At 50.6% G+C, this 25,935-nt stretch carries 22 protein-coding genes, 3 tRNA genes and 1 pseudogene; 11 read left to right on the top strand and 15 right to left on the bottom strand.

The window, feature by feature from the left end; all coding sequences use genetic code 11:
• Positions 1 to 3 precede the first annotated feature (3 nt).
• From IFT84_RS14180 to IFT84_RS14170, 3 genes are all read left to right on the top strand, one after another.
• Positions 4 to 1,677 carry a nitrite/sulfite reductase gene (locus tag IFT84_RS14180; RefSeq protein ID WP_192120471.1) on the top strand — a complete coding sequence of 558 codons (1,674 nt, stop codon included), beginning with the start codon at positions 4 to 6 and terminating at the stop codon, positions 1,675 to 1,677.
• Positions 1,677 to 2,189: a DUF934 domain-containing protein gene (locus IFT84_RS14175; RefSeq protein WP_192120469.1), complete on the top strand. Its 513-nt coding sequence runs from the start codon at positions 1,677 to 1,679 to the stop codon at positions 2,187 to 2,189. Before IFT84_RS14180 ends, IFT84_RS14175 begins: the two co-directional genes overlap by 1 nt.
• Positions 2,190 to 2,283: 94 nt before the next feature.
• Positions 2,284 to 3,096, top strand: a complete 813-nt coding sequence (locus tag IFT84_RS14170) for a ferredoxin--NADP reductase (RefSeq protein WP_192120467.1) — start codon at positions 2,284 to 2,286, stop codon at positions 3,094 to 3,096.
• A 178-nt stretch (positions 3,097 to 3,274) separates the two neighbouring features.
• Here IFT84_RS14170 and IFT84_RS14165 read toward each other — a convergent pair whose 3' ends face one another.
• The 4 genes from IFT84_RS14165 to IFT84_RS14150 form a co-directional block, all read right to left on the bottom strand.
• Complete coding sequence (locus IFT84_RS14165; RefSeq protein ID WP_192120464.1) at positions 3,275 to 3,913, bottom strand: GntR family transcriptional regulator; 639 nt, start codon at positions 3,911 to 3,913, stop codon at positions 3,275 to 3,277.
• 461 nt (positions 3,914 to 4,374) lie between these two features.
• Positions 4,375 to 4,449, bottom strand: a tRNA-Glu gene (locus tag IFT84_RS14160).
• A gap of 156 nt (positions 4,450 to 4,605) precedes the next feature.
• The gene (locus tag IFT84_RS14155) at positions 4,606 to 5,805 is read right to left on the bottom strand and encodes a D-Ala-D-Ala carboxypeptidase family metallohydrolase (protein WP_192120462.1); all 1,200 of its coding nucleotides are present in this window, start codon (positions 5,803 to 5,805) and stop codon (positions 4,606 to 4,608) included.
• Between the two features lie 326 nt (positions 5,806 to 6,131).
• On the bottom strand, positions 6,132 to 6,572 hold the full coding sequence (locus IFT84_RS14150; protein WP_192120460.1) for a VOC family protein: 441 nt from the start codon (positions 6,570 to 6,572) through the stop codon (positions 6,132 to 6,134).
• Positions 6,573 to 6,766: 194 nt separating this feature from the next.
• Between IFT84_RS14150 and IFT84_RS14145 the strand changes: the two genes are divergently transcribed.
• The 6 genes from IFT84_RS14145 to IFT84_RS14120 all read left to right on the top strand — a co-directional run bounded on the left by IFT84_RS14145 (position 6,767) and on the right by IFT84_RS14120 (position 11,134).
• Positions 6,767 to 7,345 carry a cold-shock protein gene (locus IFT84_RS14145; RefSeq protein ID WP_192120458.1) on the top strand — a complete coding sequence of 193 codons (579 nt, stop codon included), beginning with the start codon at positions 6,767 to 6,769 and terminating at the stop codon, positions 7,343 to 7,345.
• Positions 7,346 to 7,828, top strand: a complete 483-nt coding sequence (locus IFT84_RS14140; RefSeq protein WP_192120456.1) for a DUF192 domain-containing protein — start codon at positions 7,346 to 7,348, stop codon at positions 7,826 to 7,828. It begins immediately after the preceding gene.
• 73 nt (positions 7,829 to 7,901) lie between these two features.
• A tRNA-Pro gene (locus IFT84_RS14135) sits at positions 7,902 to 7,978 on the top strand.
• A gap of 164 nt (positions 7,979 to 8,142) precedes the next feature.
• On the top strand, positions 8,143 to 8,448 hold the full coding sequence (locus IFT84_RS14130; protein WP_192120454.1) for an NADH dehydrogenase ubiquinone Fe-S protein 4: 306 nt from the start codon (positions 8,143 to 8,145) through the stop codon (positions 8,446 to 8,448).
• Positions 8,449 to 8,492: 44 nt separating this feature from the next.
• Positions 8,493 to 8,569: transfer RNA gene (locus IFT84_RS14125), tRNA-Arg, on the top strand.
• Positions 8,570 to 9,181: 612 nt separating this feature from the next.
• Complete coding sequence (locus tag IFT84_RS14120; RefSeq protein WP_192120452.1) at positions 9,182 to 11,134, top strand: hypothetical protein; 1,953 nt, start codon at positions 9,182 to 9,184, stop codon at positions 11,132 to 11,134.
• On the opposite strand, the gene IFT84_RS14115 is transcribed toward IFT84_RS14120, so the two are convergent.
• The 5 genes and pseudogenes from IFT84_RS14115 to IFT84_RS14095 form a co-directional block, all read right to left on the bottom strand.
• On the bottom strand, positions 11,109 to 12,299 hold the full coding sequence (locus IFT84_RS14115; RefSeq protein WP_192120450.1) for a hypothetical protein: 1,191 nt from the start codon (positions 12,297 to 12,299) through the stop codon (positions 11,109 to 11,111). The two genes, IFT84_RS14120 and IFT84_RS14115, sit on opposite strands and share 26 nt — an antisense overlap.
• A 53-nt stretch (positions 12,300 to 12,352) precedes the next feature.
• Positions 12,353 to 13,429, bottom strand: coding sequence for a hypothetical protein (locus IFT84_RS14110; RefSeq protein ID WP_192120448.1), 1,077 nt, complete (start codon positions 13,427 to 13,429; stop codon positions 12,353 to 12,355).
• On the bottom strand, positions 13,410 to 14,117 hold the full coding sequence (locus IFT84_RS14105; RefSeq protein WP_192120446.1) for a GDSL-type esterase/lipase family protein: 708 nt from the start codon (positions 14,115 to 14,117) through the stop codon (positions 13,410 to 13,412). The genes IFT84_RS14110 and IFT84_RS14105 overlap by 20 nt, the downstream gene beginning before the upstream one ends.
• 11 nt (positions 14,118 to 14,128) lie before the next feature.
• A pseudogene (locus IFT84_RS14100) lies at positions 14,129 to 14,765 on the bottom strand (SOS response-associated peptidase).
• Between the two features lie 63 nt (positions 14,766 to 14,828).
• Entirely contained in the window at positions 14,829 to 16,481 is a 1,653-nt protein-coding gene (locus IFT84_RS14095; RefSeq protein WP_192120444.1) for a glycosyltransferase family 61 protein, read from the bottom strand.
• 88 nt (positions 16,482 to 16,569) lie between these two features.
• On the opposite strand from IFT84_RS14095, the gene IFT84_RS14090 reads away from it, so the two are divergent.
• Positions 16,570 to 18,423: a polysaccharide pyruvyl transferase family protein gene (locus tag IFT84_RS14090; protein WP_192120442.1), complete on the top strand. Its 1,854-nt coding sequence runs from the start codon at positions 16,570 to 16,572 to the stop codon at positions 18,421 to 18,423.
• A gap of 652 nt (positions 18,424 to 19,075) precedes the next feature.
• On the opposite strand, the gene IFT84_RS14085 is transcribed toward IFT84_RS14090, so the two are convergent.
• The 6 genes from IFT84_RS14085 to IFT84_RS14060 are packed head-to-tail and all read right to left on the bottom strand — an operon-like array spanning position 19,076 to position 24,680.
• On the bottom strand, positions 19,076 to 19,825 hold the full coding sequence (locus tag IFT84_RS14085) for an ABC transporter ATP-binding protein (protein WP_192120440.1): 750 nt from the start codon (positions 19,823 to 19,825) through the stop codon (positions 19,076 to 19,078).
• A gap of 2 nt (positions 19,826 to 19,827) precedes the next feature.
• Positions 19,828 to 20,676, bottom strand: coding sequence for an ABC transporter permease (locus IFT84_RS14080; protein WP_192120438.1), 849 nt, complete (start codon positions 20,674 to 20,676; stop codon positions 19,828 to 19,830).
• Positions 20,677 to 20,678: 2 nt separating this feature from the next.
• Positions 20,679 to 21,686 carry a WavE lipopolysaccharide synthesis family protein gene (locus tag IFT84_RS14075; protein ID WP_192120437.1) on the bottom strand — a complete coding sequence of 336 codons (1,008 nt, stop codon included), beginning with the start codon at positions 21,684 to 21,686 and terminating at the stop codon, positions 20,679 to 20,681.
• 32 nt (positions 21,687 to 21,718) lie between these two features.
• Entirely contained in the window at positions 21,719 to 22,729 is a 1,011-nt protein-coding gene (locus IFT84_RS14070; protein WP_192120435.1) for a hypothetical protein, read from the bottom strand.
• Positions 22,730 to 22,785: 56 nt separating this feature from the next.
• Positions 22,786 to 23,676 carry a phosphotransferase gene (locus IFT84_RS14065; protein WP_192120433.1) on the bottom strand — a complete coding sequence of 297 codons (891 nt, stop codon included), beginning with the start codon at positions 23,674 to 23,676 and terminating at the stop codon, positions 22,786 to 22,788.
• A gap of 5 nt (positions 23,677 to 23,681) precedes the next feature.
• Complete coding sequence (locus tag IFT84_RS14060) at positions 23,682 to 24,680, bottom strand: WavE lipopolysaccharide synthesis family protein (RefSeq protein ID WP_192120431.1); 999 nt, start codon at positions 24,678 to 24,680, stop codon at positions 23,682 to 23,684.
• Positions 24,681 to 25,580: 900 nt separating this feature from the next.
• On the opposite strand from IFT84_RS14060, the gene IFT84_RS14050 reads away from it, so the two are divergent.
• A complete protein-coding gene (locus IFT84_RS14050) occupies positions 25,581 to 25,895 on the top strand; it encodes a hypothetical protein (protein WP_192120427.1) in 315 nt (104 codons plus the stop codon).
• Positions 25,896 to 25,935 lie beyond the last annotated feature (40 nt).

Genomic DNA, 25,935 nt, shown 5'->3' with positions numbered 1-25,935 from the left:
CCCATGTACCGTTACGATGAGTTCGATCACGCCTTTGTTGCCGAGCGCGTATCCCAGTTTCGCGATCAGGTCGGCCGGCGTCTTGCTGGCGAGTTGGAAGAGGATGCGTTCAAGCCTCTGCGTCTTATGAATGGCGTGTATTTGCAGCTTCATGCCTATATGCTGCGTGTTGCCATTCCCTATGGTACGCTCAGCAGCAAGCAAATGCGCATGCTCGCCCATGTGGCGCGCACCTATGATCGCGGCTACGGTCACTTCACCACACGGCAGAACATTCAGTACAACTGGCCCAGTTTGAAGGATACGCCGGATATTCTGGCCGATCTAGCAACTGTGGAAATGCACGCCATCCAGACGTCGGGCAACTGCATTCGCAATGTCACGGCGGACCATTTTGCAGGCGTTGCGGCTGATGAAGTTGCCGATCCTCGTCCCTATGCCGAAATTTTGCGGCAATGGTCGTCCGTCCATCCAGAGTTTTCGTTTCTTCCACGCAAGTTCAAGATAGCCGTTACCGGCGCGGAACGTGATCGCGCGGCCATTCAGGTGCACGATATCGGCCTGCATTTGAAGAAGGACGAGAATGGGCGGCTCGGCTTTACTGTCTATGTCGGCGGCGGGCAGGGGCGAACTCCAATGATCGCGAAAAAAATTCGCGACTTTCTGCCGGAGGAGGACCTGCTCTCTTACACCACGGCTATCATGCGCGTTTACAATCTGCATGGGCGGCGCGATAACAAGTACAAGGCGCGCATCAAGATTCTGGTTCATGAAACCGGTGCAGAGGAATTGGCGCGTCAGGTTGAAGTCGAATTTGCCGAGTTGCAGCATACCGAGCTGAAACTGCCGGAGGCCGATATCCAGGCCATTACAGCCTATTTCGCCCCACCGGAGCTTCCGCTACGCGGGGAAGGCTGGGCCAATCTGGCTGCCTGGAAAAAAGCCGATCCGGAGTTTGCGAACTGGGTAAACCAGAACGTGAAGCCGCACAAACATCCCGACTATGGCATGGTGACGATTTCCCTCAAGCCAATCGGCGGTATTCCCGGCGATGCCAGTGATGCGCAGATGGATCTGGTCGCGGACATTGCACAGGAATATGCCTTCGATGAAATTCGGGTAACGCATGAGCAAAACCTGGTTTTGCCACAGGTTGCCTTGGCCGATCTCGAAGCTGTGTATCGCGGTCTCGCATCCGTGGGTCTGGTCACTGCAAATTCGGGCTTGATTACCGATATCATTGCCTGTCCGGGGCTCGACTACTGCGCGCTTGCCAATGCACGTTCCATTCCGGTTGCTCAGGAAATTTCCCGTCGTTTCGGCTCGCAGGAACGCCAGCAGGAAATTGGTGAGCTGAAAATCAAGATTTCTGGCTGCATCAATGCCTGTGGTCACCACCATGTGGGCCATATCGGTCTATTGGGCGTGGAAAAGAAGGGCGAGGAACTCTACCAGATTACGCTCGGCGGCTCCGGCGATGAGCATACATCCATCGGTGAGATCATCGGGCGCGGGTTCGAGCCTGACAAGGTGACCGACGCCATCGAAAAAATAGTGGACACCTATCTCGGCTTGCGCGAAGGACCGTCAGAGATATTTTTGGACGCCTATCGTCGCGTCGGTGCGCAACCGTTTAAAGACGCACTGTATGGCGAAAGTCCCGCAAAGGCAGCATGATGAGTGATGGTACGGCAACACGGCTTTGGACAGAAGCCGGCTTTAAACAAGACGATCCATGGGTTATTCCGACGGAAGATACGCAGCTTGGTGTGAACGAGAAACTGCTTCTCGATCTCGATAGCTTTATCAGTGAAGCAGCAGAGGGCAAAACCTTCCTCGGTGTCTTGATCAAGCCCGCTGACGACGTGCGCAAATTGGAGCCGTATCTCTCGCAGATCGCTCTGGTTGCCGTATCCTTCCCAGCGTTCAACGATGGCCGTTCGTTTAGTCATGCTTCCCTTTTGCGCTCCCGTTTGGGCTATACCGGCGAACTGCGAGCCGTGGGCGATGTGCTGATCGATCAGATCCCGCTGATGCTGCGGTGCGGGATTGACAGTTTCTCTGTTACGAATGCAACGGCTCTTCAGCGATTGAGCGAGGGGCGGCTGCCGGGTATCGATCATCATTACCAGCCGACGGCCAAACCTGCTGGCGAGGTGCCGTCCTACAGTTGGCGGCGGCTCTGTTGATGGGCTTGCTGTCGGCTGCGACAATCCGTATTTTGACAGCGCCTTTCCCATTCAGTAGAAGATAACACTTCATCATGACAGGATTACATACGCGATGAATGCCCCGGCCAAATCCGAAGACTTCGCCGTTACGGCGCCTGCGGGCGTTTTCGTTGAGACTGTTACCAGCGTTACCCACTACACGGACCACCTGTTTCGCTTTCGTATGACACGGCCGAGCGGTTACCGATTCCGCTCCGGCGAGTTCGCGATGATCGGCCTGATGGTTGATGGTAAGCCTATTTACCGCGCCTACTCAATTGCAAGCCCGTCCTGGGATGAGGAGTTGGAGTTCTTTTCCATCAAGGTGCCGGACGGCCCGCTCACGTCGCACCTTCAAAAGATCAGGGTTGGTGACCGAGTCCTGATGCGCAAGAAGCCTACCGGCACGCTGGTGCTGGATGCGCTGACACCCGGAAAACGCTTGTACATGTTTTCGACGGGAACCGGTATTGCGCCATTTGCGAGCCTTATCCGTGATCCCGAAACCTATGAGAAGTTCGATGAGGTCATCCTGACCCATACGTGCCGCGAAATTGCTGAATTGAAATACGGGTTCGATCTGGTCGAGGAAATCCGGAACGACGAAATGCTATCGGAAATTGTCGGTGACAAACTTCGCCATTACGCCACGGTTACCCGCGAAGCATACAGTCATCAGGGCCGCATTACGACGCTGATGCAGAATGGCAAACTCTTTGCCGACCTTGGAGTGCCGGCGCTGGATGCGCAGGTAGACCGCGCAATGATTTGCGGCTCATCGGCCATGCTGAAAGAAACCAAGGAAATTCTTGAAGCAGCTGGCATGGAAGAGGGCGCCAACAACAAGCCCAGCGAATTTGTGATCGAGCGCGCTTTCGTCGGTTGATTCATACACAAAGTGGTTACCGGGGCGCGTCAGTGATGGCGCGCTTTTTTTACATGTGAGTGCCAATGTTCGGATTGCGAATGAAGGGCGTGGACGTTGGTGTGAGCAAGAAGGTCTAAAAGCCCTTGCGAACTGTCCATGAATCACAAAGCTAACAGTCAACCCGCATTGAACATGGTCACGCAGTCAGGTCTTCTGCCAGGCTTTGCATCCGCGCCACCGTCGCATTGAAAGCGTCTACAGCGTTCTGCTGCTGCACAGCACGAATGACTCGGATATGGCCTTGCACGGCACGATCCATTCGCTCCACCGATGCCTTAATGAACCAAAGCCGGCGCGTATGCGACTGGGCTGATCTCACCGCCGATATCAAAAATCGGTTCGGGCAGGCCGTTTCAAAAATTTGGCTGAAGTTCTGATCCGCTTGAAGGTATGCCTCGATATCACCCGTGATCAAACTGCTTGTCAAAACCTGTTCGCAGGAAAGCAAATTGCGACGCGTAGATTCAGATCCATTTGCGGCAACCAAAGCGGAAATACTCGGCTCCAGCTGCTTTCGGACGTCCATACTGAACGCCGCATCGTGTTCCTCCGGTTTTGTGACCATCAAGCCAACACGCGGCTTGACGACAACCAGACCCTGCCACGATAGCTGGAGTATCGCCTCTCGAACGGGCGTCCGTCCCAGCCCCACAAGCTCGAACAACTGTCTTTCCGTCACCAACTCCCCGGGTTTCAGCTTGAGAGTCACGATCATGGCTTCAAGGATCGTGTGAGCTTCGTGCGTCTGCGATATGCCGCCATCTTCAATGATCATTCAAGGCTCTCCAATGCTGATATATCAGTGATTAACGACTGAAGGGTTTTTGTCCTATCTGATATATCAGATTTAAATTGCCGCGTAAGGATTTATGGAAGCACAAGCGTTCAGGATTGATCCGCTGTAGGGGTGCACTGGACTGACACGCTAGGTCGCGGATATGGCCGGTGTAAAACAACCGCTCAATTTATCGGTTACGTGAACAGTTGCTGAGCGTAGAAATCGTGCGCACAGGGTTACGGGACTGCGCCAAAAATGAGCGGAGGAATCGCACAGATATTTGTTTATTGAAAAGGGTTGTATGGCTGACGGAAAGCCAACCCGGCTTGCTAGGACGTGGGTGCGTCCACGGAGTCCAACTCGTTGATCACCCTCAATCTACGGAAGGACAAATCAAAATGGGCAGAACTGAAGTTCTGTAACGAAGTGACATCGTAGAAAATCAAACCAATAGAAAGTGGCACGCCCTAGGGGAGTCGAACCCCTCTTTCCAGAATGAAAATCTGGCGTCCTAACCGATAGACGAAGGGCGCGTGCGGCTTGTGTGGGCGCGTTATATGCAGACTGAAAGATTCTCGCAAGCGCTAAATAGCAAAATATCGGAAAAATTTGCGAGAATTTTCAATGGTATCAATGGGCTGAAAACAGGCCAATCGTTATGAGGTTCTGCAGGCACTATTGAATGTCTGTCAGCCTGCTCGACGGCGACAACGCCAGTTCCAATCACGTTGTTCGCCAATATCGATGTGCACGGATTCGGTATGGCAATAGGTACCAACGCCGCCCCGGCCAGGAATAGAGCGCAAAAACTCGGCCAATTCCCACTTATCGACGCCTTGAATTTGGATATCTGCTGCCTGGCACGATGTGTGCAGCGAGTGTTCCGCTCCGCCAGCAGACGCGTTCTGCACCTCATTACGGTAGCCGGAGGTCACAGTCAGTTTTTTGCCGTAATGCGATTCAACCTGCTTGAGGATGGTCATCAACGGTGGCGTAAAACATCCCGTCTCAACCTTCTCGGTCTGCACGATCAGCCCGTTGGGTGCCAACCGAGCCAAACCGGATAGAGAGGCAACCTCGATGTTGCGCGACGGCATGCCGTTGACAGACGGATAAGCAGCGCGTGTGCCTGTCGAGAACATGGCATTTGCGTGTACGCCGGGAAGCCCCTCATAGCCCGTAGAAGCTCCTGCTCGATTCGTCTTTCCGCTTGTCGCAGATGAAAACCGATTTTCATTAAAAGCGGCTTTGGCTGGTTGCGCTTTGCTGGCAAACAAACTGGCCAGTGTCAGCCGCCTTTTTTCCTGCGGTGCGGGAGCGGTCAAAACCGGCTCTGTTGGCGTCAACGAGGAAGAGGCCACCTGCGCAGACTGTACCGCTGGCGATGGCAGGGGCACTGGAATTGTGCTTGTTACCAAGGTGGTATCCGGTGTGTCATGCACGTTTTTCGGCATGACGCCCGCGCCCTTCAAGGGAACGGAATTGGCCTCATCAGCACCTGTTGGTTGGGTGGGTTTGTACAGGCTGTTGACCGCCGGGTTGACGCCTGGAACAGGGACGGAGGCGGGAGCCGTTGGCTGGCCTGCTACCGGGGCGACGGGCGCATTTTGAACAGCGAAAATACTGCTGTTGCTCGCCTGAACGCCGGTCGACTGGAGCGCAATATTGGCCGGTTCGGACGGTCCGGATTTCGACGATGCCTGCGCTGGGGTCGACGCTATCGTCGATGTGGCTGCAGCGTCCGCCGTTTGCTTCGGCTGCGCCGAAGGATTTTCAGCTGCAACCGCGGGCGTAGTAGTCGGCGTTGGCAACGCCAAAGCGCTTGTTTCAGGATCAGAGCCGACTGCGGAAACGCATCCCGAAAGCGTCGTTACAGAAACTGCCAGCATCATCCCACACGTAAGATGTCGGTAATGCCGCGAGCGTTTCTGAATGAGTTGCAAAGTCAGTGCTCCAATATCGTCCGTGCTGCATCCGCGATCGGAAAGCATGCACTTTTGCAAGTTATGACACGCGATATGCCACTCAACGAGAATGCCGATAACCATTCAATAGTTAACGGCGCCTTAACGATTGCATCATGCAGACTGCATTCAACGCCCGCTGTCATGAAACGACAACCATAACATTGATGCGCTTTTTCCCACCTAATGCGGCAAAACTGTGTTTTACAAAACAGATTTGCCTGTGGCTTACTGAATATGGCACACCAACCTTACCAGGAGCCTGTGTTTTCCATGGAAGCCCAAGGCTCCTGAGGGGGCAGGCGGTCGCCTTTCTGTAAGATCTCGATTGAGATACCATCAGGCGAGCGAATGAAAGCCATGTTTCCATCGCGTGGCGGCCTGTTGATGATGATACCTTGCTGCATTAAATGCGCGCAATAGGCATAAATATCATCCACTTCATACGCCAGATGACCGAAATTGCGTCCACTCTGATAGTCTTCTGTATCCCAGTTGTATGTCAGTTCCAGGCAGGGAGACATGCCAGCCTGTGCCGTTGTCAGATCATCGGGTGCGGCAAGAAATACAAGTGTGTAGCGGCCCTTCTCGTTCTCCGAACGCCGAACTTCCACCAGACCCATCAACGTGGAATAAAAGTGAAGGGCATCGTCAAGATTGTTGACCCGCACCATCGTATGTAAGTAACGCATTGCTAACATTCCTGATTTGCTTCGCTTCGATAATGGTAGAAGATGGGGGCAGAGGCAAGCCTGCAACAGTAGAAAGCAATAGTACGGAAACGGAAACTAAGGCTTGCGCAGCGATGGTGGGCCAATGTTATCTTGCCCGTCAAGAATCAGTTAACCGTACCGCGGGTGCGAGTGATATCAAGGGTTGGCGGCTAATGGTGGACAGGACTGTATCCAAAGAGATCGCTGATGACAGTGATTTCAATGGCGACCCCGCTGAACTCATCGAAATTACCGGCGTCATCAAATGGTTTGATGTCGGTAAAGGCTTCGGTTTTATCGTGCCGGACAACGGTATGCAGGACGTGCTGGTTCACGTCACGTGTCTTCGGCGGGATGGACATCAGACGGTGCTGGAAGGCACGCGGATCGTCGCACTGATTCAAAAGCGTGATCGTGGCTATCAGGCATTCCGCATTTTATCGATGGACCAGTCCACCGCCGTACACCCTTCGCAGATGCCGCCTGTTCGTACCCATGTACAGGTTACGCCGACAAGCGGTCTCGAGCGTGTTATCGTAAAGTGGTTCAATCGCACAAAAGGTTTCGGCTTTGTTACGCGGGGCGAGGGCACAGAAGACATTTTTATCCATATGGAAACGCTTCGGCGCTTCGGGCTGACCGAACTTCGTCCCGGCCAAGTTGCACTCATCCGATTTGGAAACGGCGACAAGGGGTTGATGGCTGCTGAGATTTATCCCGATATCGGCGCACCAACGGGTAGGGCACATTAGATGATGACTCGTTTTTTTTCGTTCTTGAAAAGCGCCCCTGTGGCGCTTTTGCTGTTTTTGATGCCCTTCGTTCAAGGTCATGCAGCAGAGTCATTCAATCAGGAACAACTCACCGTCACCTCTCCGGAGGGAGTGGTTCATAAGTTTACTGTGGAACTGGCTTTAACGGATAGTCAGCGTCAGCAAGGTTTGATGTTTCGTCGTCATATGGCGGATAACGCGGGCATGCTGTTCGATTTTGATGAGTCCCGCCGCGTAACCATGTGGATGAAAAATACGTTTATTCCGCTTGATATGCTGTTCATCAATGAGGATGGGACTGTTACCTCTGTCAAACACAATGCCGTTCCACAGTCTGAAACTGTAATTGATTCCGGCGGTTTGGTGCGATTTGTGCTGGAACTGAACACTGGCATCGCAAAAAAACTGATGCTGAAACCGGGTAGCCGCGTTGAAAGCGCGCACATTAAAAGATTGAATTAAATAGTGGTTGTAAAACGAATTTAGCTGTTGCACGGCGCTGAGGAAATGTGTATCTCCCCCTCATCGACAAAGACGGAGTGTAGCGCAGCCTGGTAGCGCATCTGGTTTGGGACCAGAGGGTCGGGAGTTCGAATCTCTCCACTCCGACCACGTCTTGGTATCAAAACATCTCTTGTAGTTTTGAGCAGACCCTTTGTTGATGACCTCCATGACAGTTTGTCGAGGCCAGTGTTTGGCAATTGATGAGTGTTGATCTCTTTGTAATTTCGGGCTAATTAGAATTACAAATTTGACCGTAGCGGGAGTATCAAAACGTGTCAGCGAAAATCTATCGTCCGGCGAAAACTGCAATGCAGTCTGGCAAAGCTAAGACGCATTTGTGGGTTTTGGAATTCGACTCGAATTCGCCGCGTTCGATTGATCCGATGATGGGTTACACAAGCAGCACGGATACACAGCAGCAGATCAAACTTACGTTTGAAACCGAAGAGCTTGCTGTTGCTTATGCACAGCGTAACGGGATTGAGTACCGGGTCATGGTTCCCAAGGAGCCGACCCGCAAGACGGTATCTTATCCGGACAACTTTCGTTTCAACCGCCAGCAGCCATGGACACACTGATCGCTTTTCTCTAAGCGGTATTGTGTTTAGAATGTGCTACCAACGGCCCCTTAGCTCAGCTGGATAGAGCACCTGCCTTCTAAGCAGGTTGTCGCACGTTCGAGTCGTGCAGGGGTCGCCAATCTTCTTGTAAGTATCGATTTGTATAACAGTGAGACCGACTTAGGATTATAGTGCGATCAAACTTTTTCAGGAGTCGCCGCCCCGCTTATCCGTCTCCTTTTCGAGTTAACCCTTTCGGGACATCGTAACTTTCAGAGATCAGTTATGCCAAATACGGCAATACTTCTCGGTTAGTGAATGTCGGGGATATTAAGAAACTCGAACTTTCTTGACGTCGAACTCGGCCTCAAAAAGAACGCCTGTATCATAGGCAGCTTTTGCCAGGCAGTTCAAATCAGCCCGCCAGATTCTCGCTCTCGCAATTATCTCCGATCTCGCAGCGCTAAATATTGATTTAATTGAAAGTCAGATAGTGTCCTACCGGCATGCAGAACTGATAATTGCCAACCTGCAAGATTTGACCCAGTCCACTGAAAAGCACGCAAGCCAGCCTGATGGGCGTATAAGAAAGGGTCCGGCGGCACTGATAAATTTAGAAACCCCGCCCGCTGTGGCCCTAACCGGCTGTGGGGCTTTTTTTACATTTTGGCTGTGCAGTTAAGTTTGACCTTGAAGGCGATAGGCCGTTATGTAAGGCAGATGATGTTTTAAGTAATTGACGAGGCGGATAATGAACACTTCATCGGAAATTAGTAATATATCTGCCAGTGTTAAATCAATTCTTAGCCGTCACAGTGCCAGACATCCAATTAATCAGGAAATAGCTAAAACCGTTGCAGGCATAAAGCAGATCGACTTCAAGCCAGGGGCAGATAAAGCGCAGGCAGAAATTCTTTTATCGCGGCTTTACAGAGCAGTTAATAGCCCAATTGACGCTATAGAACACCTTCATTCCGCACTTACCGCGACGAACGATGTTCAACTGCAAGAAACCAGTCTACGGCTGGTCAACGAGACTGCAAAGGAACTTCTAACTAAAAAATACAGTCGGCAGGTCAAGGATGCATCCGCGAACAAAAAGGTTGCGAACGCCCTGAAACAAGTTGTCGAAGTCGCGGGCCACCTGCCTGGCAGCGCGCAGTTGCGAATCTATCTGTCCTTGCTGACCAGAAAGGCAGTCTCCGCCATTGAGCTGGCGAAGACCGCCGCGCAAGATGACCCGCGCTTTCTTCGTGATTTCATTGCTACAATTAACAAGGTAATGGCTCGAAGCGATTTTGCTTCTCTCGCTGCACAGGTAGCGGAGGCCGTAAAGGATCTTGCGCCTTCGCTCGCAAGCAACGGATATTTTTCCTTCCTCATCGCTGTCCGAATAAAATCCCAGTCTCTGCTAGTGAAGGTTGGCAGGCTCGCGCCTGTGAGCCTTGAGGAGGTTCTTGTCTTTCTGCGGACTGCGAAATCGAAAGACATTAGTGCTCTGGCAAGAGACAAGACCATCTTCCTCTACAGCTATCCCGATGACGAGGAAATCAAGCTGGCAGTTCTCCGATATTATTATTCGAAGATTGTGAAAAAACGAAAGAACGCTCAGGTGGCAAAGGCTTATCTTGAGCAGTGCGCGAAAACAATACGCTTTTGGGCGCATGCAAAGTTTCAAGCTAAGGTTATAGAGCATGTTTCCGCGTGCTTGGGCGACGACGATGGTCCAGACGCAAGTATCGTACGAGGTAGCATCTTGCTCCTGGAGCAGAAAGAAGCTCTCGCTGCGCAAGCGTACGGAAATAGCATTCTCAGTGGCACTTTGTACGCGGAGACCGGTGCGACCAGTTTTTACGATCATTTGTATGCCTATCATAGAAAGTCGTTCACTGATCGAAGGGCCGACTTTTCCGGGGTTCAGCATACCGATACTGCATTTGTGGTTTGTGCGGACGTGAAGTACTTTGAACGATATGCACTGCTCTACTCCAATTCACTACGAAATTCAGGCAACCAAACTCGCATCCATTTCCATCTCTCGGCATCATCTCATCAGGAAGCACTGGATGCTGCGGACAAGTGCCTGTCCGGTGTTAAAAACGTCTCTATCTCCTCTGAAAGCAACGACCTCAAATACACGCGGATGCCAACCTATTATGCCAGCATGCGGTTTTTGCAGGCTCCAAAGTTTCTCAAGCACGTTGCTTCCCGCGTCTTTTTGACGGATATCGACGTACTGTTTCGAGTTAACCCGGATGAAGTCATCAATGCGAAAGCCTGGGATGCTGCAGACGTCGGGTTTCGCATCTACGATCATGTGCGCGTTCTAAAACAAAGCCGCTTTCCCCATGATACAATTTATCGATACCCCAGATTATTGCCTTGGTCACAAATCAACGCGGCGTTTCTTGCATTGTTCGATACTGAACGCGGCCAGTTGATCGCAGAGCGTATTTCAGACGACATGCATCGTCATCTGGGGCGCGCCTTAATCAACGCGAAATCCGCGTGGTGGGTCGACCAAAACTCTCTCAGAAAATCTCTAATCACAATTGTGAATGACGAGCTGGGGAGGGTCGTTAATATTGAAGATGTTGGAATGCCGTATGGTGGCTTCCTTTACGACGGCCTTCAAATAATGACGGGAGACTTGGGTACGTTCAAACGGAAAAACCAGTTCACTGATGAGCACGAAATTGTCTGAGGAAGTTTCGACCGAACGTATCCTCGTTAACCTTGTCGGTGGGCTTATAAGGAGCGACCGCTATCACTTTGCTAAAATCGTGACAGCCGGTCATGTACCATTTGTGTGATGTAGCTACACCGCTGACATTCTTTGTGGTGATGGTCTGCAGATAGACTCCTTCGACAGGGTCCTCTACTACTGGGCCAACCGTAAGGTGTTCAGTCACGTTGCCTTCCACAGTCGCTGGAAGAGAGCAGTTTTGATTTGCGTACGCTTTTTTCGCCAAGCCCATCACATCCTTGTTTCCGTCTTCCCGCGCCCAGCTTTCCCAACGTGTCACATAACCCAGCTCGCGCGTTAGATAGAAGTGCTCCGATCCTCTCGTCTCCCCAGGAGCATCGCCGGTCGTAGAGATCTGGGTGAAGGGTATATGCAAAAGTGTACTCAACGGTTTTGTGCGATGATCAGGTGTTCCATAAGCATATTCAATATGCTTCCAAAACTGTATCGTTCTGGTCAAAGGGAACTTTGGATCGTTTGCGGGGAAGTCTTTTTCGTCAAAGGCGTCCGATGAAAACGGTTTTGTCTTGCGGTCAAATACCCCCCAGCCCACAATCCCCAAAGGTGGTACTGTAGCGGGGAACGACCACGTCCCCAGAAATCGGCCTACACCCTTCGTTTCAAATGAACGGTAGCCATTTCCAACCGTCAAGAACCAGCGTTTATGGTGAAAGGCGCCGATGAGACTGGCAAAATCATCCGCAACTGTCAAAACAGTGGCCGTATCTCTGCTGTCAAAATTGCCAAAACCGCAGGGCTGTTTTCGAGGTGGGTAATCCGTCCAAGCTACAATCAAAGGGTAACGTTTTCCAGATTGATCTTCGCCATAGCTTTGGAGTGGGAAGGCTGCGCGTTGCGATGGGCCAAAGTCTTGGCATCCCACAGTTTTGGTCTTTTCGGGATAATCCGAATGGACATAAGATAAGTAATCACTTGGAGTTACATCCCGCTGTGCTGTTATATCGCATTCTAAGGGACTTTCGGAAGTTGGGTTTCCTTTAACATCTAAGCATGTGTTCATCACTAGATAATCAAAGATATTTGAGGAAGTAGCATGCGCTCCGCTACACCCAGCAACGACAATAAGGACTCCAAACAATGAAGTTAATAGATTATTTTTCATCGGAGTTCCCATTCCTGCGGTTGCTTTCTGACAACAGAAATTGACCCACAGGGCTATATGTTCGACTGGCGCTTCAAAATTCGTGAAATACGTGCAATGAGCATTTGGTCCTCGAGCTTCTCAGCGGCGCTCATCAGTGAAGCAACGTGCGTATTTAAGTTTTCCTTATTCATCGCGATGAACCGGCTTATTAAGCGTAGCGCTCTTCTTTTGGCGTCCTCATTTTTTGTGCGTTCGTACAGCGCTGTCAAAAATTTGACAGCCTTCAACGGTTGATTAGCCCGGATAAAGACCTTCGCTACTCGTTGAAGGTCACCAGCTTTTGAAAACATCGATTCGTCCACGATATTTGCATGACGGTGGATCAACTTTGTCTTCCCCTTAGCTACAAGCGCCTCACTTGCGAGAAGTAAGAGTTCTGGATCATGGCGTCGCAGGCTCCGTAATGTTCTTATAAAGCCCGGTACATCAGCGTCGCCCTTTAGGATATCTTGAACCAAGGGGGACAGAATTTTGAGCCGAGCTAAGTATCGAGTGACACTATGTGTGGCAAAAGAGGCTGGTATCCGATTGAATCGACGGTCCTTGTCAATGAGACTTACATGTCGCGTATCGGGTTTGAAGAGAGGATCGTAGAGCAGGTACACATTGCTTCCGTCGAGAAGACCGTCCGTAAGATTGTCAGATAGGAAGGTCAGCCTTCTTGCGAAGTGTGCCCAGCGTTGTTCATATGGTTCCTTATCAGGGTCAATGGTAAACTGAGGAACCGCTGCAATAACCGTTTGCGCTCCAAACTGCTTGGAATACAGAAGCGCTCCATAGCCTCCCATGCTTACGCCATAAGTCACAACATTTGTGTATTGTTTGGACAAACTTGCAGCAAGATCTACAGCCTCTCGCATTGAAGGCACTTGCCACCAATGATTATCGTTTGAGATAAAGCAGATCGTATCGTAACCGAGGTTGCTCAGAAATCGCTCACCAAAGCCAATTTTGGTCGAGGTTTCACCCCGTTCGATTGCAGGAGAAAATGTAATGACGAGCGTTTTGGAAGCTGGATCTAATTTTCGATAGGTGACGATCAGACGTTCAGACTCGTGGATAGTTTGGCTAGTTCCTAGGCTGTCCAATACTTTCTATCTCCAATGCCAACTGCAAGGATTTTCCGAGGAATTCATATCCATCTTCGTTCAGATGTATTTTGTCGTGATATAATTCTTTCGGATCAGTTTCGCAGCTCGAGTATAATTTTTCGTAAGACCTAACCAATGTATAAGGCTTGTCACGTAAAAACAAATCCAACATGTCGTTAGCTTTTTTAATATTATTATTCCGTTCAATATCGCCGCACCACGGGAATATTTCACTAATTAAGATATCGGAATTCGGCGATTTTTGTTGGATTACATCTAGGCCCGCTAGTATCTTCTCAACAATGATTTCGGGTTGATCAGTTGTCTTGAAATTATTAGTTCCCATCAATACAAAGATGAAAGGGGCATTCGCTTTCTGGATGTCATATTGGTTCACTCTCCATAAGATGTTTTCAATGCGATCATTGCCCACGCCTAGGTTCACAAAATCAGTTCCAAATTGAGCAATCTGCAAAGCTGCAGGCCAACGTGCAGCTTGCGAATCGCCGAGTACAATAGGACGGCCCGGTCTAACGCCCAGCTTAGCACCACGGATTTTAGAAACGCGCGCCCATTTTTCGTCTCGGGGCTCCATAAAATTTTGGTCGAAAGAACTGGCTTCGGAAGAAAAGCACGATAACCAAACGAAGAATACCGAAAAAAATTTTATAAAAAATTGGCTCACTGTTTACCTGCTTAGATGGTCCAACCATCGTCGTTTGTCAGCAACTTCAAATCTGTCTTACTCAACGGGCGCTGCAAATGCGAGGCCTGTGACCATTCAGCGGTCAGCCACGTTTCGATTTCATCCTGCGTGGTGAGAATAACCGGCATCGCCTTAGGGTGGATCGGCTTTACTACCTCGTTTGCGTTGGTTGTCAAAAACCCGAATATCTTATGATCCATCGGCCCTTCGGCCTTCTTGCGCTGGCCGTGCCATTTGGTCCAGATCCCCGCGAAGAAAAACAAGAGACGATCCTCATTGATCGCAAACCAGCGCTTGGTTTTTCTTCGGCTTGGTATCTTCCCACTCGCTGAATGTTGTTGCAGGCACCACGCACCGGTTCTGCGGCCCCAGCCAGTGCCGCCAGTGCGAGGATGCGGTGTTGCGAATGTTGGTGATCGGTGGGCCTGCATATTGCGGGGGCAACGGCATACCCCAGCGCAGGTTGGCGAGTTCGCGCTTACCATCCTCGCCAGTGCGAACAACCGGGGCAGGGCAGTCCGGGTAAACATCAAGGGACGGGGGCAGGTTGCCTGTCATGTCTCGGAACGTCCGTGTCAGTGCGCAAATTGCTTCCTGATTGGTGCTGACATTATAGAGATTGCACATGCGAACTCGCCTTCGTTTACACGAGTTAACTGGTGCTGCAGCGCTTGGTTTCCAGTGAGAAGGCTATGATACGGCATGCTTAATTTGGGTGTCACCCGTTACAGACATCTTATTATCCCATTGCTCAAAGAAATTGGAGAATGAATCGAAGTCTACACTCCAAGGCTCAGTGAGGGGCAGCTGGGGTTCGAGCCACGCTTGATAGTCATGTCCCAAAACCATGGATAGCCGAGCATAATTAAACCGGAGCAAATAGCTTCCATCTTTAATCGGAAGAAGTTCGAGTATCTTCATTCCGGGCTTGGAGAAGATGATATGCGTGAGACCCGCACCATGAGGTGCAACAATGCTTTTCGCTTTTGTGGCAATGTGAATCTGCTTCCATAGCGGCAGCTCGGACATCGTTACAACTGTATAACCCTTCGTATGCATATAGCGTTCAACTTCAGTTTCGTTGGTCAACGGGCGCCTTACACCGTCACGTCGCGAAATATAAATCTTCGTCGGCGCGTCAAATGCATTTTTCTCGGCCAGCAAATTCGCTTGGCGCGCGATAGCTTCGTAGATACCTCCAATTTTGGGCCAATAACGAAGCGTACCGAGGCTAATTCTTGGCAATAATAGGCGACGCACAAAGACGACATCTGAGACGAAGTGTATCTGCTCGCTACTGAATCCGGCCAGATGCAGACTGTCCTGCTCAAAGCTCGGCCCGTCTTTTGCCATTAATACAGTAAGACCAGAATGTCCCAGTGCTGGATTAACCCATGCGAAATGCGGCATGTCATCGACTAGCCAATGATATATTCCCCGGGTCCCACGTAGACCGCTAACCGCCAAGTCCACAGTGACGCATTGTTCACGATCAATTGCTGGTTTTGGCTGACCCGTTGTTAGAATGATGTCTTCATTTTCAGACCATACCTGACCATGGCGATCAATAAATACATCGCGATACTCGGCAATCCTAGGCTGGCGCGGTTGCTGGGCTCGTTGGTAATAGGTATTCCTCTGTGAGAGCAGACCTTCAACGTGCTTCTGTTCCACCTGCGGGGATCTGAAAACATCAACGGTTCCAAATGCGCGCGACGTCAAATGAATGTTGTCTTCATAAGTATAAGCCGACTTCCGCGGCCAAATCGTTGTCGGTAGTATACCGATGAGACAGGCGCGAATGGCAGTCTGAAGGGAACGATGACCCTTCGCAAACCTTAGAACCCGGGAAGCCTGTTTCACAAAGCCGGGATGTGACCGGATTTCCAAATCAGCCGACAAAACAGTCCACGCTTCAGCGGGACGTGTGAATTTTAGAAGGGGTCGTATCGTCGCATAGCGTTGCTCCGCACGCATCCTGGCAACTGTTGCGATCTCCACCGCATGGTTTACAGCACGATCGTCTCCCGCTTCCAGTGCCGCTTCTAGTCTGAGCGATATGATCCGAGGCTCACGTTTTAGAAGTTCGTCGTCGGCAGTAGCTGAGATGATATCTCGCCACCGTTGTTCCGCTGCGATTTGAGTTAGTTCATAAAGTGTGCGCTTTGACAAATCTTTTATCACCCATGGGAAGGCGACCAACGTAGGTTGTTTGCAGTATCTTGGCAACGAGTTCGACGAGCGCTGCCAAATTGTAAGAACAGAAAGAAAGCTTGGCAACAGCAGCAATTGCAGAATGAGACAAAAATGCTCCAAGAGCTCAACAGGTTTTTTGAAACGCAACTAAATCGCCGTTTCAACAATTATTTTTTTAAATTAACTTCTACCTTGTCCCACGCATTTCACCCATCCGATGATGAAAAGAATTAATATGCCAGAAGACTTTGATGCGACTGTCAAGATGGACGCGTCTGGCTCACCGGAGCCGACAACACCGATTATTATTAGCGCATGCGCTGGAGGTCGTCGTCGGGACAGTGCAAAGGTTCTGGCTGAGGACTGCAGCAGGTTTGGATTAAAGTATGATTTTGTTGAATGGCCAATTGGCGACGATGAAACATGGGATGACATCTGCAGTAGAAAAATACAATTCTATAGGGATTCGCTTGAGAAACATCGAGCCCCTGTTTTCTGGATGGACGCGACCAGCCGGATCGTCCGCAAGCCACGTTTCCTGGAAAATGCTGGCTGTGATTTCGGCGCATTCCTACACGGTTTTACGTATTTAAACGGCTTCGACAGTGAACAAACGAGTAGGTATTTTGCTTCAACACTAATATATTTTGGATACAGCGAAGCGTCCCTGAACTTCATTGATCGGATGTTGGAAATCCAGCAACAAGATCCGGGACTGCGCGCGACGGACGGTTATTTTCTGGAGGAAGCATGGCGCTCCCATTCCCGCCAGCTGGACATCACAATCTTTGCGCCTAAACACGTTGTGTGTGTAGGAGAAGACCTAAAGCCCGACGCATCTATCGCAACTCTTTTTAGGGGCAACGCCGATAATCGCGTGTCGAGATTTAAACGGCATGACGTCAGAAACCTCAGCATATCTCGGCAAGTCCACGTTCTAAAGCATCTCACAGCTGAGGCCCGTCTTGCCAAGGATTTGGGCAGTGCGAAGGTTTTGGCCGGAACAACGCTTAAGTTGGATCCAAGCAATCAGAATGCCGCCATTGAACTGAGTAAGACATTCACAGGGAAAGAAAAAGTTGAGGCAACCCGTGACCTGATGCAGCGTTACGAACCACACTGGACCGGAGAGCTGCCCGCAAAACGACGTTGGGTTGATATCGAACTGCAGCAGGGCGATTTGGCCATAGCACGGCGGGTCTGCGACGATTTACTGCGGTCGGCATCGCCTCTTGATCGTGGTTTCGCAGAAAGCAGTCTTTATCGGATCGGGCTCGAAGAACGGGCGAATGAACAGGGTTTGACAAAAGCCCAAAGGCCGAAATTGTGGTGGATGGTATCACCGTATCCTGGAAATTTCGGAGATGTCCTCAACCCCTACATCGTAGATAAGCTAACAGGCCTACCGCCTGCGATGGTACCCCAGGGCACCCATAATCTGGTCATCGGGTCCGTGATCAAATTTGCAAAAAAGGGAACGAAAGTGTGGGGGACTGGTACGCCGCGGATGACGGATCAGCTTGCCCCAGATGCTGACTACCGGGCAGTCCGTGGTCCGAGGACCAGGCAATTGGTTCTGAGCTCTGGTGGATCAGTAGACGAGGTCTTCGGTGATGTTGCGGCGTTCCTGCCCGCGTTATACTTTCCCAAGATCGACAAAACCCATTCTGTTGGTTTGATACGACATACTGCTCATCAGCGCCGCCCGCTGGCAACAAACGGGATTAAAGAGATAGAAATTCTTTGTGTTGGGGATGAGGGGATCGAGCGCTTTATCCGTGATGTGCTATCGTGCGAACGCATCATTTCAACGTCCCTGCATGGTTTGATAGTGGCACATGCCTACGGGATTCCTGCGGAGTGGGCGACGTTCAAAGATGATAACATCCCGATGGTGGGGGATGGCACCAAATTTCACGATTACTTCGAGTCGATTGGTTTGGAAGCTCATGAGCCTATCAATTTTACTGGATTTGGCTCACTAACCGCGGCGATCGCCAAAAATATAACCAGACTTCCTGAGCGTCCAATCGATCTTAAGCGGTTGGCTTCTGTTTCACCATTTCAGTTGAAAGCTGAGTATCTATGACTACATCGGTACTTAAACTAAAGCACTGCAACGGCTCACCCACGAACGAAGCTTGTCTAAAAATTGAGTTTTGTTATCTTCGGGCGTAACGCATTACTTTTGGGGATAAGTCTGATGCAAAGCTTCAAAAAAAGCGTGTTCTTTCCAATAGTCCTGTTAATTGCTGGGGTGGCCGCGTTCTTTCTCTTTCTGTTTGTTACTGGGCACGATCCCGATAAAAAGCCTTTGACGCTAATTCATTGGGTGATCGGAGGCATGCTGATTGGTCCGGGCTTTGGATATCTTATTCGGTGGCGAAAAATGAGAGATGAGTCGCGTCCGTAGATAAGCGCTGTTGAAGGCGTACTGGGCTGGATTTCTGCTGAGGTATGTCATCAAACAATCTTGAAGGTTCTAATTGTACGACGAACGCAGGAACGGGCGGGCGCGTTACGATCTGATCATAAGCAGGAAAGAATCAATAAGCGCGATGTTTGAAGTGATTCATGCGTCTTCTCGGCGCCGTCTGCAGCCCCGGCAAGGTAAGACCCGGCTTTTCAGTAAGCTACTCGGCCCCACCCTGTTCGATTTTTGTTGAGCTAATTCAAATCCCCACTCGTGCAGGGGTCGCCAATCTGTTTGCAGGCCTGGCGCTGAATGCGTCAAACATCTGTTAGTCCACCGCGTCATGATATGCGCGCAACACATCTTCGATTTCGCCATGCATCCGCATTTTACCATGCTCCATCCATATCCCCGTCGTGCACCATTCGCGCAGGAGATCGTCGGAATGGGATGCCACGACCAACAAATTCGCACCGCCAACAAATTGCTGCATTCGCACCTTGGCGCGGGCCAGAAATGCTGCATCGCCGGCACCAATCCCTTCGTCTACCAGCAAGATATCCGGGTCGATGGAGGTTGATATCGCGAATGCAAGCCGGGTCGTCATGCCGGAGGAGTAGGTACGGATCGGCATGTCCAGATATTCGCCGAGTTCACTGGCCTCGGCAATGTCGTTCGCCCGTGCCTTGATTTCCCTTGGTGAGTGTCCGAGGATCCTGCCACGCAAATTGATGTTTTCCCAACCTGTCGCATCCTCATCCATGCCAAAGCCGATATCGAACATCGTTGCTACGCTCCCCTGAACGTCTACGGTTCCTGCAGTAGGTTCGTAAATCCCGGCAATCACCCGCAGAATAGTCGACTTTCCGGCTCCGTTATGACCAATCAGGCCAACACGAGTTCCGTTTTCCAAGTGGAGATTGAGGTCATCAATGGCGCGAACGTTCCGTTTTTTTCCGCCTTCGGATTTGATCCGGCCCCCAGTAGCAGCGGACACGATATTGCTGCGTAATGATCGCTCTTTTGCGTTGAAAATCGGAATCTCAACGGTGACATGTTCCATTCGAATGGCGGCCATGATTATACCCAGTAAGCTATGCGAGAGCGAACACGCGCAAAAATCCAAAAGGCGACAGTCCCGTGAACAGCCGTAATCATCAGGCAAACAATCCATGACGAAATGTGGATTGGTCCGCCAAGAAGTGGCGCGCGCGCGATCTCCAGAAAGTGGTAAAATGGATTGAAACGTACAAAATATGCCCGCTCAGGCAAAAGGTCGGCACGCCAAAGGATTGGCGTTAGAAAGAAAGCGACCTGAACGAGACTGGCGATGATCAGCGGTACATCGCGGTAGCGGGCGCATAATGGGCCCAATATCATGCCGGCGAACAGGCAGTTGATCGCAATGATCAGTAGCGCTGGCAGCAACAGAAGAATAACCGGCCCCGGCCAGATTTGAAAGATCAGCGCTACCACAATGTAGATGATGAAATTGTGCGCGAAGATGATCAACTGCGTGCATACGGTGCGCAAGCTGTAGATTGTCAGGGGTAGATTTGTCTGACGAATAAAATGCCCGGAGCCAGAAAACACATGACACGATTCCGTAATTGAACCGCCAATCAGGTTCCAGAGAATGAAGCCCACAGCCAGAAACGGCAGGTATTCCGCCACGTTGATCTTGTAAATCTGAGAGTACAACAGGCCAAGGCTGAGTACCATCACCCCCATGGACAACGTGAGCCACAAGGGTCCCAAGACCGAGCGGCTATAGTTGCGCGCAACGTGCCGCCAGCCCAGGAAGCTCCACAGCGAAACCATGGCAAGGCCGTCTTTCATATCGCGGAAGGCTTTTGCTATCACGCCACCTGCGCCGTATCGGCTGTTGACAGGTACGGCGGACGACACACCGCGTTTGATCTCAGCCATAGTCAAAGCCTGTACAATCGTTGAAATGCGGAACGCACAAAAGGAATATGCCGAACCCATCGCAAACGCTGCTTCGCCAAAACGTAGCGCTGCTTGCCTTTCAACGACAGGGGCCACTGCACAAAACCCAGATCGTTCGTCGCCGTCGCACCACGGCTCACAGCAAGCTGTTTCCAGCTTTCATAAGAGTGACAAATCGAATTGAAATATCGGCTTTTGTAGATGTAGTTGTGCTTTGGCATGTGCAGATCAATGTCGAGCGGGTGGACCACAATAAAGTTGTCTGCAAGCTGTGCTTCGAATTCGTTGATAATGTCCTCGCTCGTATCATTGTGGAAGCGGACTGGAAACTTTTCAGGGCCAAAGAGATAGTTCAGAGTCAACCATTGTTCGGTGGCAAAACGGGATCTGAATTCCTTCTCGCGGTATAGCGACTCCGGCGCATAGTCATTGCGTTCATACCAGGTGTTATCGTCGAAGTTCATCAACGGGCACTGCCAGAAGGCCCGTAAGTCCTCCGTCGTTCCGAACTGAACCCAGTCGCTCAAGTGATAGCTCAGCCGCTCATCGAACCGGGGGTTAAGTGAGAAAATGGACGAGATCAAAATACGCGACGCACCACGCTTCTTATTACCCGACGGTTGGTCCGCCCAGTAGCCCCAGATATCGAGCGCTCTGCGGGATGTAATATAAGCGTCGGTCCTCAGCTTCATCGCATACTTGGTTGTTACAGCATTCATTCCTGCGGCAGCCGACAAAATTTGCCGATTGACGTTATGTGGTCCTCCGCCAAGTTTGACAGATGGCAGATGGCCCGGGTCTTCGGTAACAACAACCTTGTCGAACGAGGCGTGCCCCTCAAATGATTTCAAGGCGCTGTTCTGTGTCGCTAGAATAATGGTGACGCCGGGCAAAACTTTGCGCATGTAGTCCGCACTGTAACGAACGTCCCACCCAACATCGATCCCGCCTTGCATGACGATTGTTATATCCGAATTGTCTATACGCATCGCTTACGCCTTAGTCTTACGGGATAACCGCATCAGGACCGCAAAGAGCCAAACAGGCTCTCAAGATCATCGGAATTGCGGGGCAAATTCACGGCGCGCGCCGACGGATACGGATTGCTTTTGGCAAAATCATTGATCAGCGTTCGGTGTGCGTGTTGTACGCCGAAAATCGCCGCATGCCACGTCAACCCCAGTGCGGTCAAAAACGATTCCGTTTTGGCTCGGTAACGCTCGGGCCGTGCTGTTACCAGGATAACCTGCGCACCCTTGGCAATCATCTTTTTCATGGTTTCGATATTGGGCGTTATCGCTACATCCATATCATCCCAGAACGGCGCGGAATATTGCCCTGCGTTGCGAAGCAGCACGCCGTCTATATCAACAATGTACAGGGCCTGATCATTGCGGAAGTTATTCCAGGCCTCGACCGTGCCGACATCGACGTAGTCCGTCACCTGCATACCGCTGAAAACAGCGCCGGTGCGGATAGCCTCGAGGATGACGTGTGACACAAACTGTTCATCACTAGCATCGTTTGTCTGATTGGCGTCATATGCGTCCAGAAAAATTTCTGCGTCATGAAAACCATACCCGCCAACTGAAATGAAGTTTGACGAAACGTTCTTTTCGATGATGCCAAGCAATAACTCGTTCTCATTCATATGGAGAAAGCTCTTACCGGGGATATTTCTGACATCGGGACATTTGCGTAAGTCGGCATAGCAAACGCAATCACGAAATACATCATCGTCCACGCAAAACCAGCTGTCACAATCCTTGATGAAAATCGGACCCGTGATGGACGCACGGCGTATGATTTGCTCCACCGTTTCGGCTGGTCCGCTGGTAACATCACTAAACCGCACGATTTCAACCCCGTCACCGAATGCGCGCTGTAACGCGGTCATTCCGCCCTGGCCATCCAGATGGTCATCCAGTGCTCCCACAACGACGCGGCGATTGCGCCAATCGGGCACGGATTCCAGCGACTTTTGCAACATCAGTTCCCCGGTCGGGGCCGTCAAAAGCCATTTAGGGCGCATTCCCGGAAACCGAGACGAACGTCCAGCGACGGGCAAAATGATTGTTCCAGAGTGGTTCATACAAATTCTCTCATTTTGGTCAGATCTTTCAGCCCTTTGACGACGTGCGAATAGACTGCGCTGTCCTTTACGTAGGGCAGCACCCGCAGTGCCTGTACAGCGCGTAGTTCTTGAGACACTGCGCTGAACTGGGGAAGGGTTCTGGCTATCTGTGTTTCAATCTCGTCCGCTAGGTAGTGGGTCAGCGTCCGCAGCAGTCTGCTCGATGGCGCAGTTTCGCCGGCCCATAGCAGGGAGCGCAAAGACCAGCCACTACGCAGATCTTGCAGCAATTTGGCGATATCGAGCCAGATGCTCTCCAGTTCACCATCCAGCATGTCGATGAAGACAATAGCGCCGTCATCGGTAAGCAACATGTTTTCAACGGTCAGATCGCCGTGACAGAGGGTTTTCGGAACACCAGTCCAAGGCCGACGCTTCAAGCTGTCGATCAATGGCCGCAAAAAGCTGGAATGTGCTGCATAAAATGGGTTCAACGGCACGGTCCGTGACAGATCATCCAGCTTGGATAGAAACAACCGCGGATCAAGATCCCGCTGACGTGTTGCAGATAAAGTAGAAATCGCTTCACACAGCCGCTCTACAAGATCGCACATTGTCGTTACGCTTTGTAAAGGGGCGTACGAAACAAAACCCTGTCCTCTGATATATTCCATGTCGAAATACGCAAGATCATCTATCTTACCAACATCATAAACGTCTGGTGTCTGGATATAGCAAGACAACGATATCTGTTTTTCAATCTGTTTTTTAAGCCTGGAATTGTACTGTTGCGATGACGAGGTTTTGCGAACGAAATAAGCATCTCCTCGAAGACAAAGCTGAATTGCGCAGCCGGAATGACCTACAAGGTTTTTGACAACCTCCATACCCTGATAACTCGCCATACATCTCACCGTGCTAAATATCGTTTGGCATAAAGCTGTTTTAAAACAGGGATGCGTTTAAGGTACTCGCGTGCCACGCGTTCCAACCGCAAACGTCTCGTCAAATCCGGCGCGGACGAACCGAGAGGAGCGGGTGAAACAGCGCCCGCAAGCTCCGCCACATACCAGCTGGTAAATTCTCGGATGCCGGAACAATCGTTCAACAGGGAGCGATGTGCGCGCCTGGCAAACTTTGGGTGCCGAACCCCAAGAAGTTCAGCTTCGACCGGCAAGAAGTTATTGAAGATATAGGCTTCAGACAGTTCAGGCACAGCACCACTGACATCACCGTAATCACGAAGATCAATCGAATGCCCCTCGCGCTGCAAGAATGCCAGAAAAAGGTACTGCTCTGTTGTATATCGAAAGCTATCGAACATTTTATACCACAAAACAGGCGGATCAGGCAGCTGAAAGGCGGCTAGTGCTTCGCCTTTTAGTGGATCTGTATTCCAATACCGTTTCAGATCAGTCGTCAGGCCAAACTGGAAGAGATCGCTCGGATGATATGCGAGAGGCACAAAGGATCGCGCGCTTCTTGTAAACTCTCTTGGGATGATGAGTCGCTGATCGAACAGCGAATATTTGCCCGAGCGAAACGGGAAGGCATCGAAAAACTGCAAAAAACCACGACCAGTCACATAAGCATCGGACCGCAGCTTGACGCTGAATTCGGTCGTAACTTCCGCCAGTCCTGCCTGAGTTGCAACAATCTGCCGGTTCAGGTTGTTGGGCAAACGGAGTTTGTCACGTTCTAATACAATAGGGCCCGGATCTTGACTAATCACCAGTTGATCATAGACCAGTCCTGTAACGTCACTATCCGGCCAAGTGCTCAGCACAATTCGGCTGTCCGGGAAGTGCTGACGAGCAGAAAGGAGACAGCGCTGGGTGGACAGTCTGCCTGCGGGATAGATTGGCCCCTGCACGACAAATGTTACTTGCTTATCTGAAGATAAACTCAACTATATATCCTAGATGAAAAATCACCGATCTAATTATGCCAGTAACCTGATTTCTGATGAAAAAGTTTCAGCTGGACGAGAAATGAAATATAATATTTCGAAATCGATAGTGGGTTAATTATATAACTTAATAATATTGAAGATATATAATGTGTTTAAAATAGTAAATTATATAAATGATTTGGGAGCAATATACCTGAAGCATCAGGCATATATGTTTCGAAATGCTGGGAAGTGCGGAAGGCCGTCATACAGCGACACATCAAATTGCAATTGGGCAATGGTCGTTGCAATTGCCCAGCGTCGAACCCGTTTATCGCAAGCGAAGGGTTATGCGATCGATTGAGAACTACCGCAAATCATCACCGGTCGCTCGCACGTATCTCAGTTTATAGAAAACCTATGACATCCGGTAAACCGATGGCGGATTGGGGAGGATATAAATACGAACCCCGAAAAAATGTGGAATATCAATGTTTTGCGAACGTCATTGGTGCATCTGACTGCGGCTCAACGGCAGGGAGAACGAATTTTAACGATGCATTCAAACGGCATGTCTCAACGCCTTATCGCAAAAGCACTCGGTGTTAGCGCGGGGTCAGTATGGCGGGTGATCACATCCGCTAAAGCGCGCTCCCTCCGCGCCTGAAACTCGATCGAATAAAACTAGCAGGCTCCAAGCGCGATACCGCACAATTTTAGTCTGTATCAGTAGCATGCAAATCGTCTGATTCAAGATGCGAGTACATTGAGCCAGTTGCTCGCATTTGGAGAATGCGCTCTATTTGGCATATGGCGCGGACATTGATTCTCTCGGACAAACCTGAAGACGTAAGAAAGCTAACGGAGTCCTATATTCAGTCCGGTAATCTAAATTTCCTTATTGGGTCCGGGGCTTCAATGCCCGCGATCAAAGTGGCAGGAAACATTGAGGCGGATATCAACAACCTTCTGATCGGCGGCAATGTCGCCGATGCCGATTTAATGGCGCTCGAGTTCATCGAGGAATTGGCAGAGACCAACGTCGACCTGCTCGCCGATATAGACGACCAGCCCATCACGGACACGCTTGCGAACTACACCGACTTCCTTTCCGTGGTGGACGGTATTTTGTTCGAACGGAAGAACATCCTGCTTCCCAGGCAGGCAAACATTATTACCACCAATTACGACCTGTTTATCGAGAAGGCGGCCTCTAATACCAACCGTCATTGATCAGAACCCTTGCGCCCATTTGCGTCGACCGATCGACATG

Source organism: Rhizobium sp. CFBP 8762 (assembly GCF_014841565.1).
GTDB lineage: Bacteria > Pseudomonadota > Alphaproteobacteria > Rhizobiales > Rhizobiaceae > CFBP-8762.
This window is presented reverse-complemented; position numbering and strand designations above follow the sequence as displayed.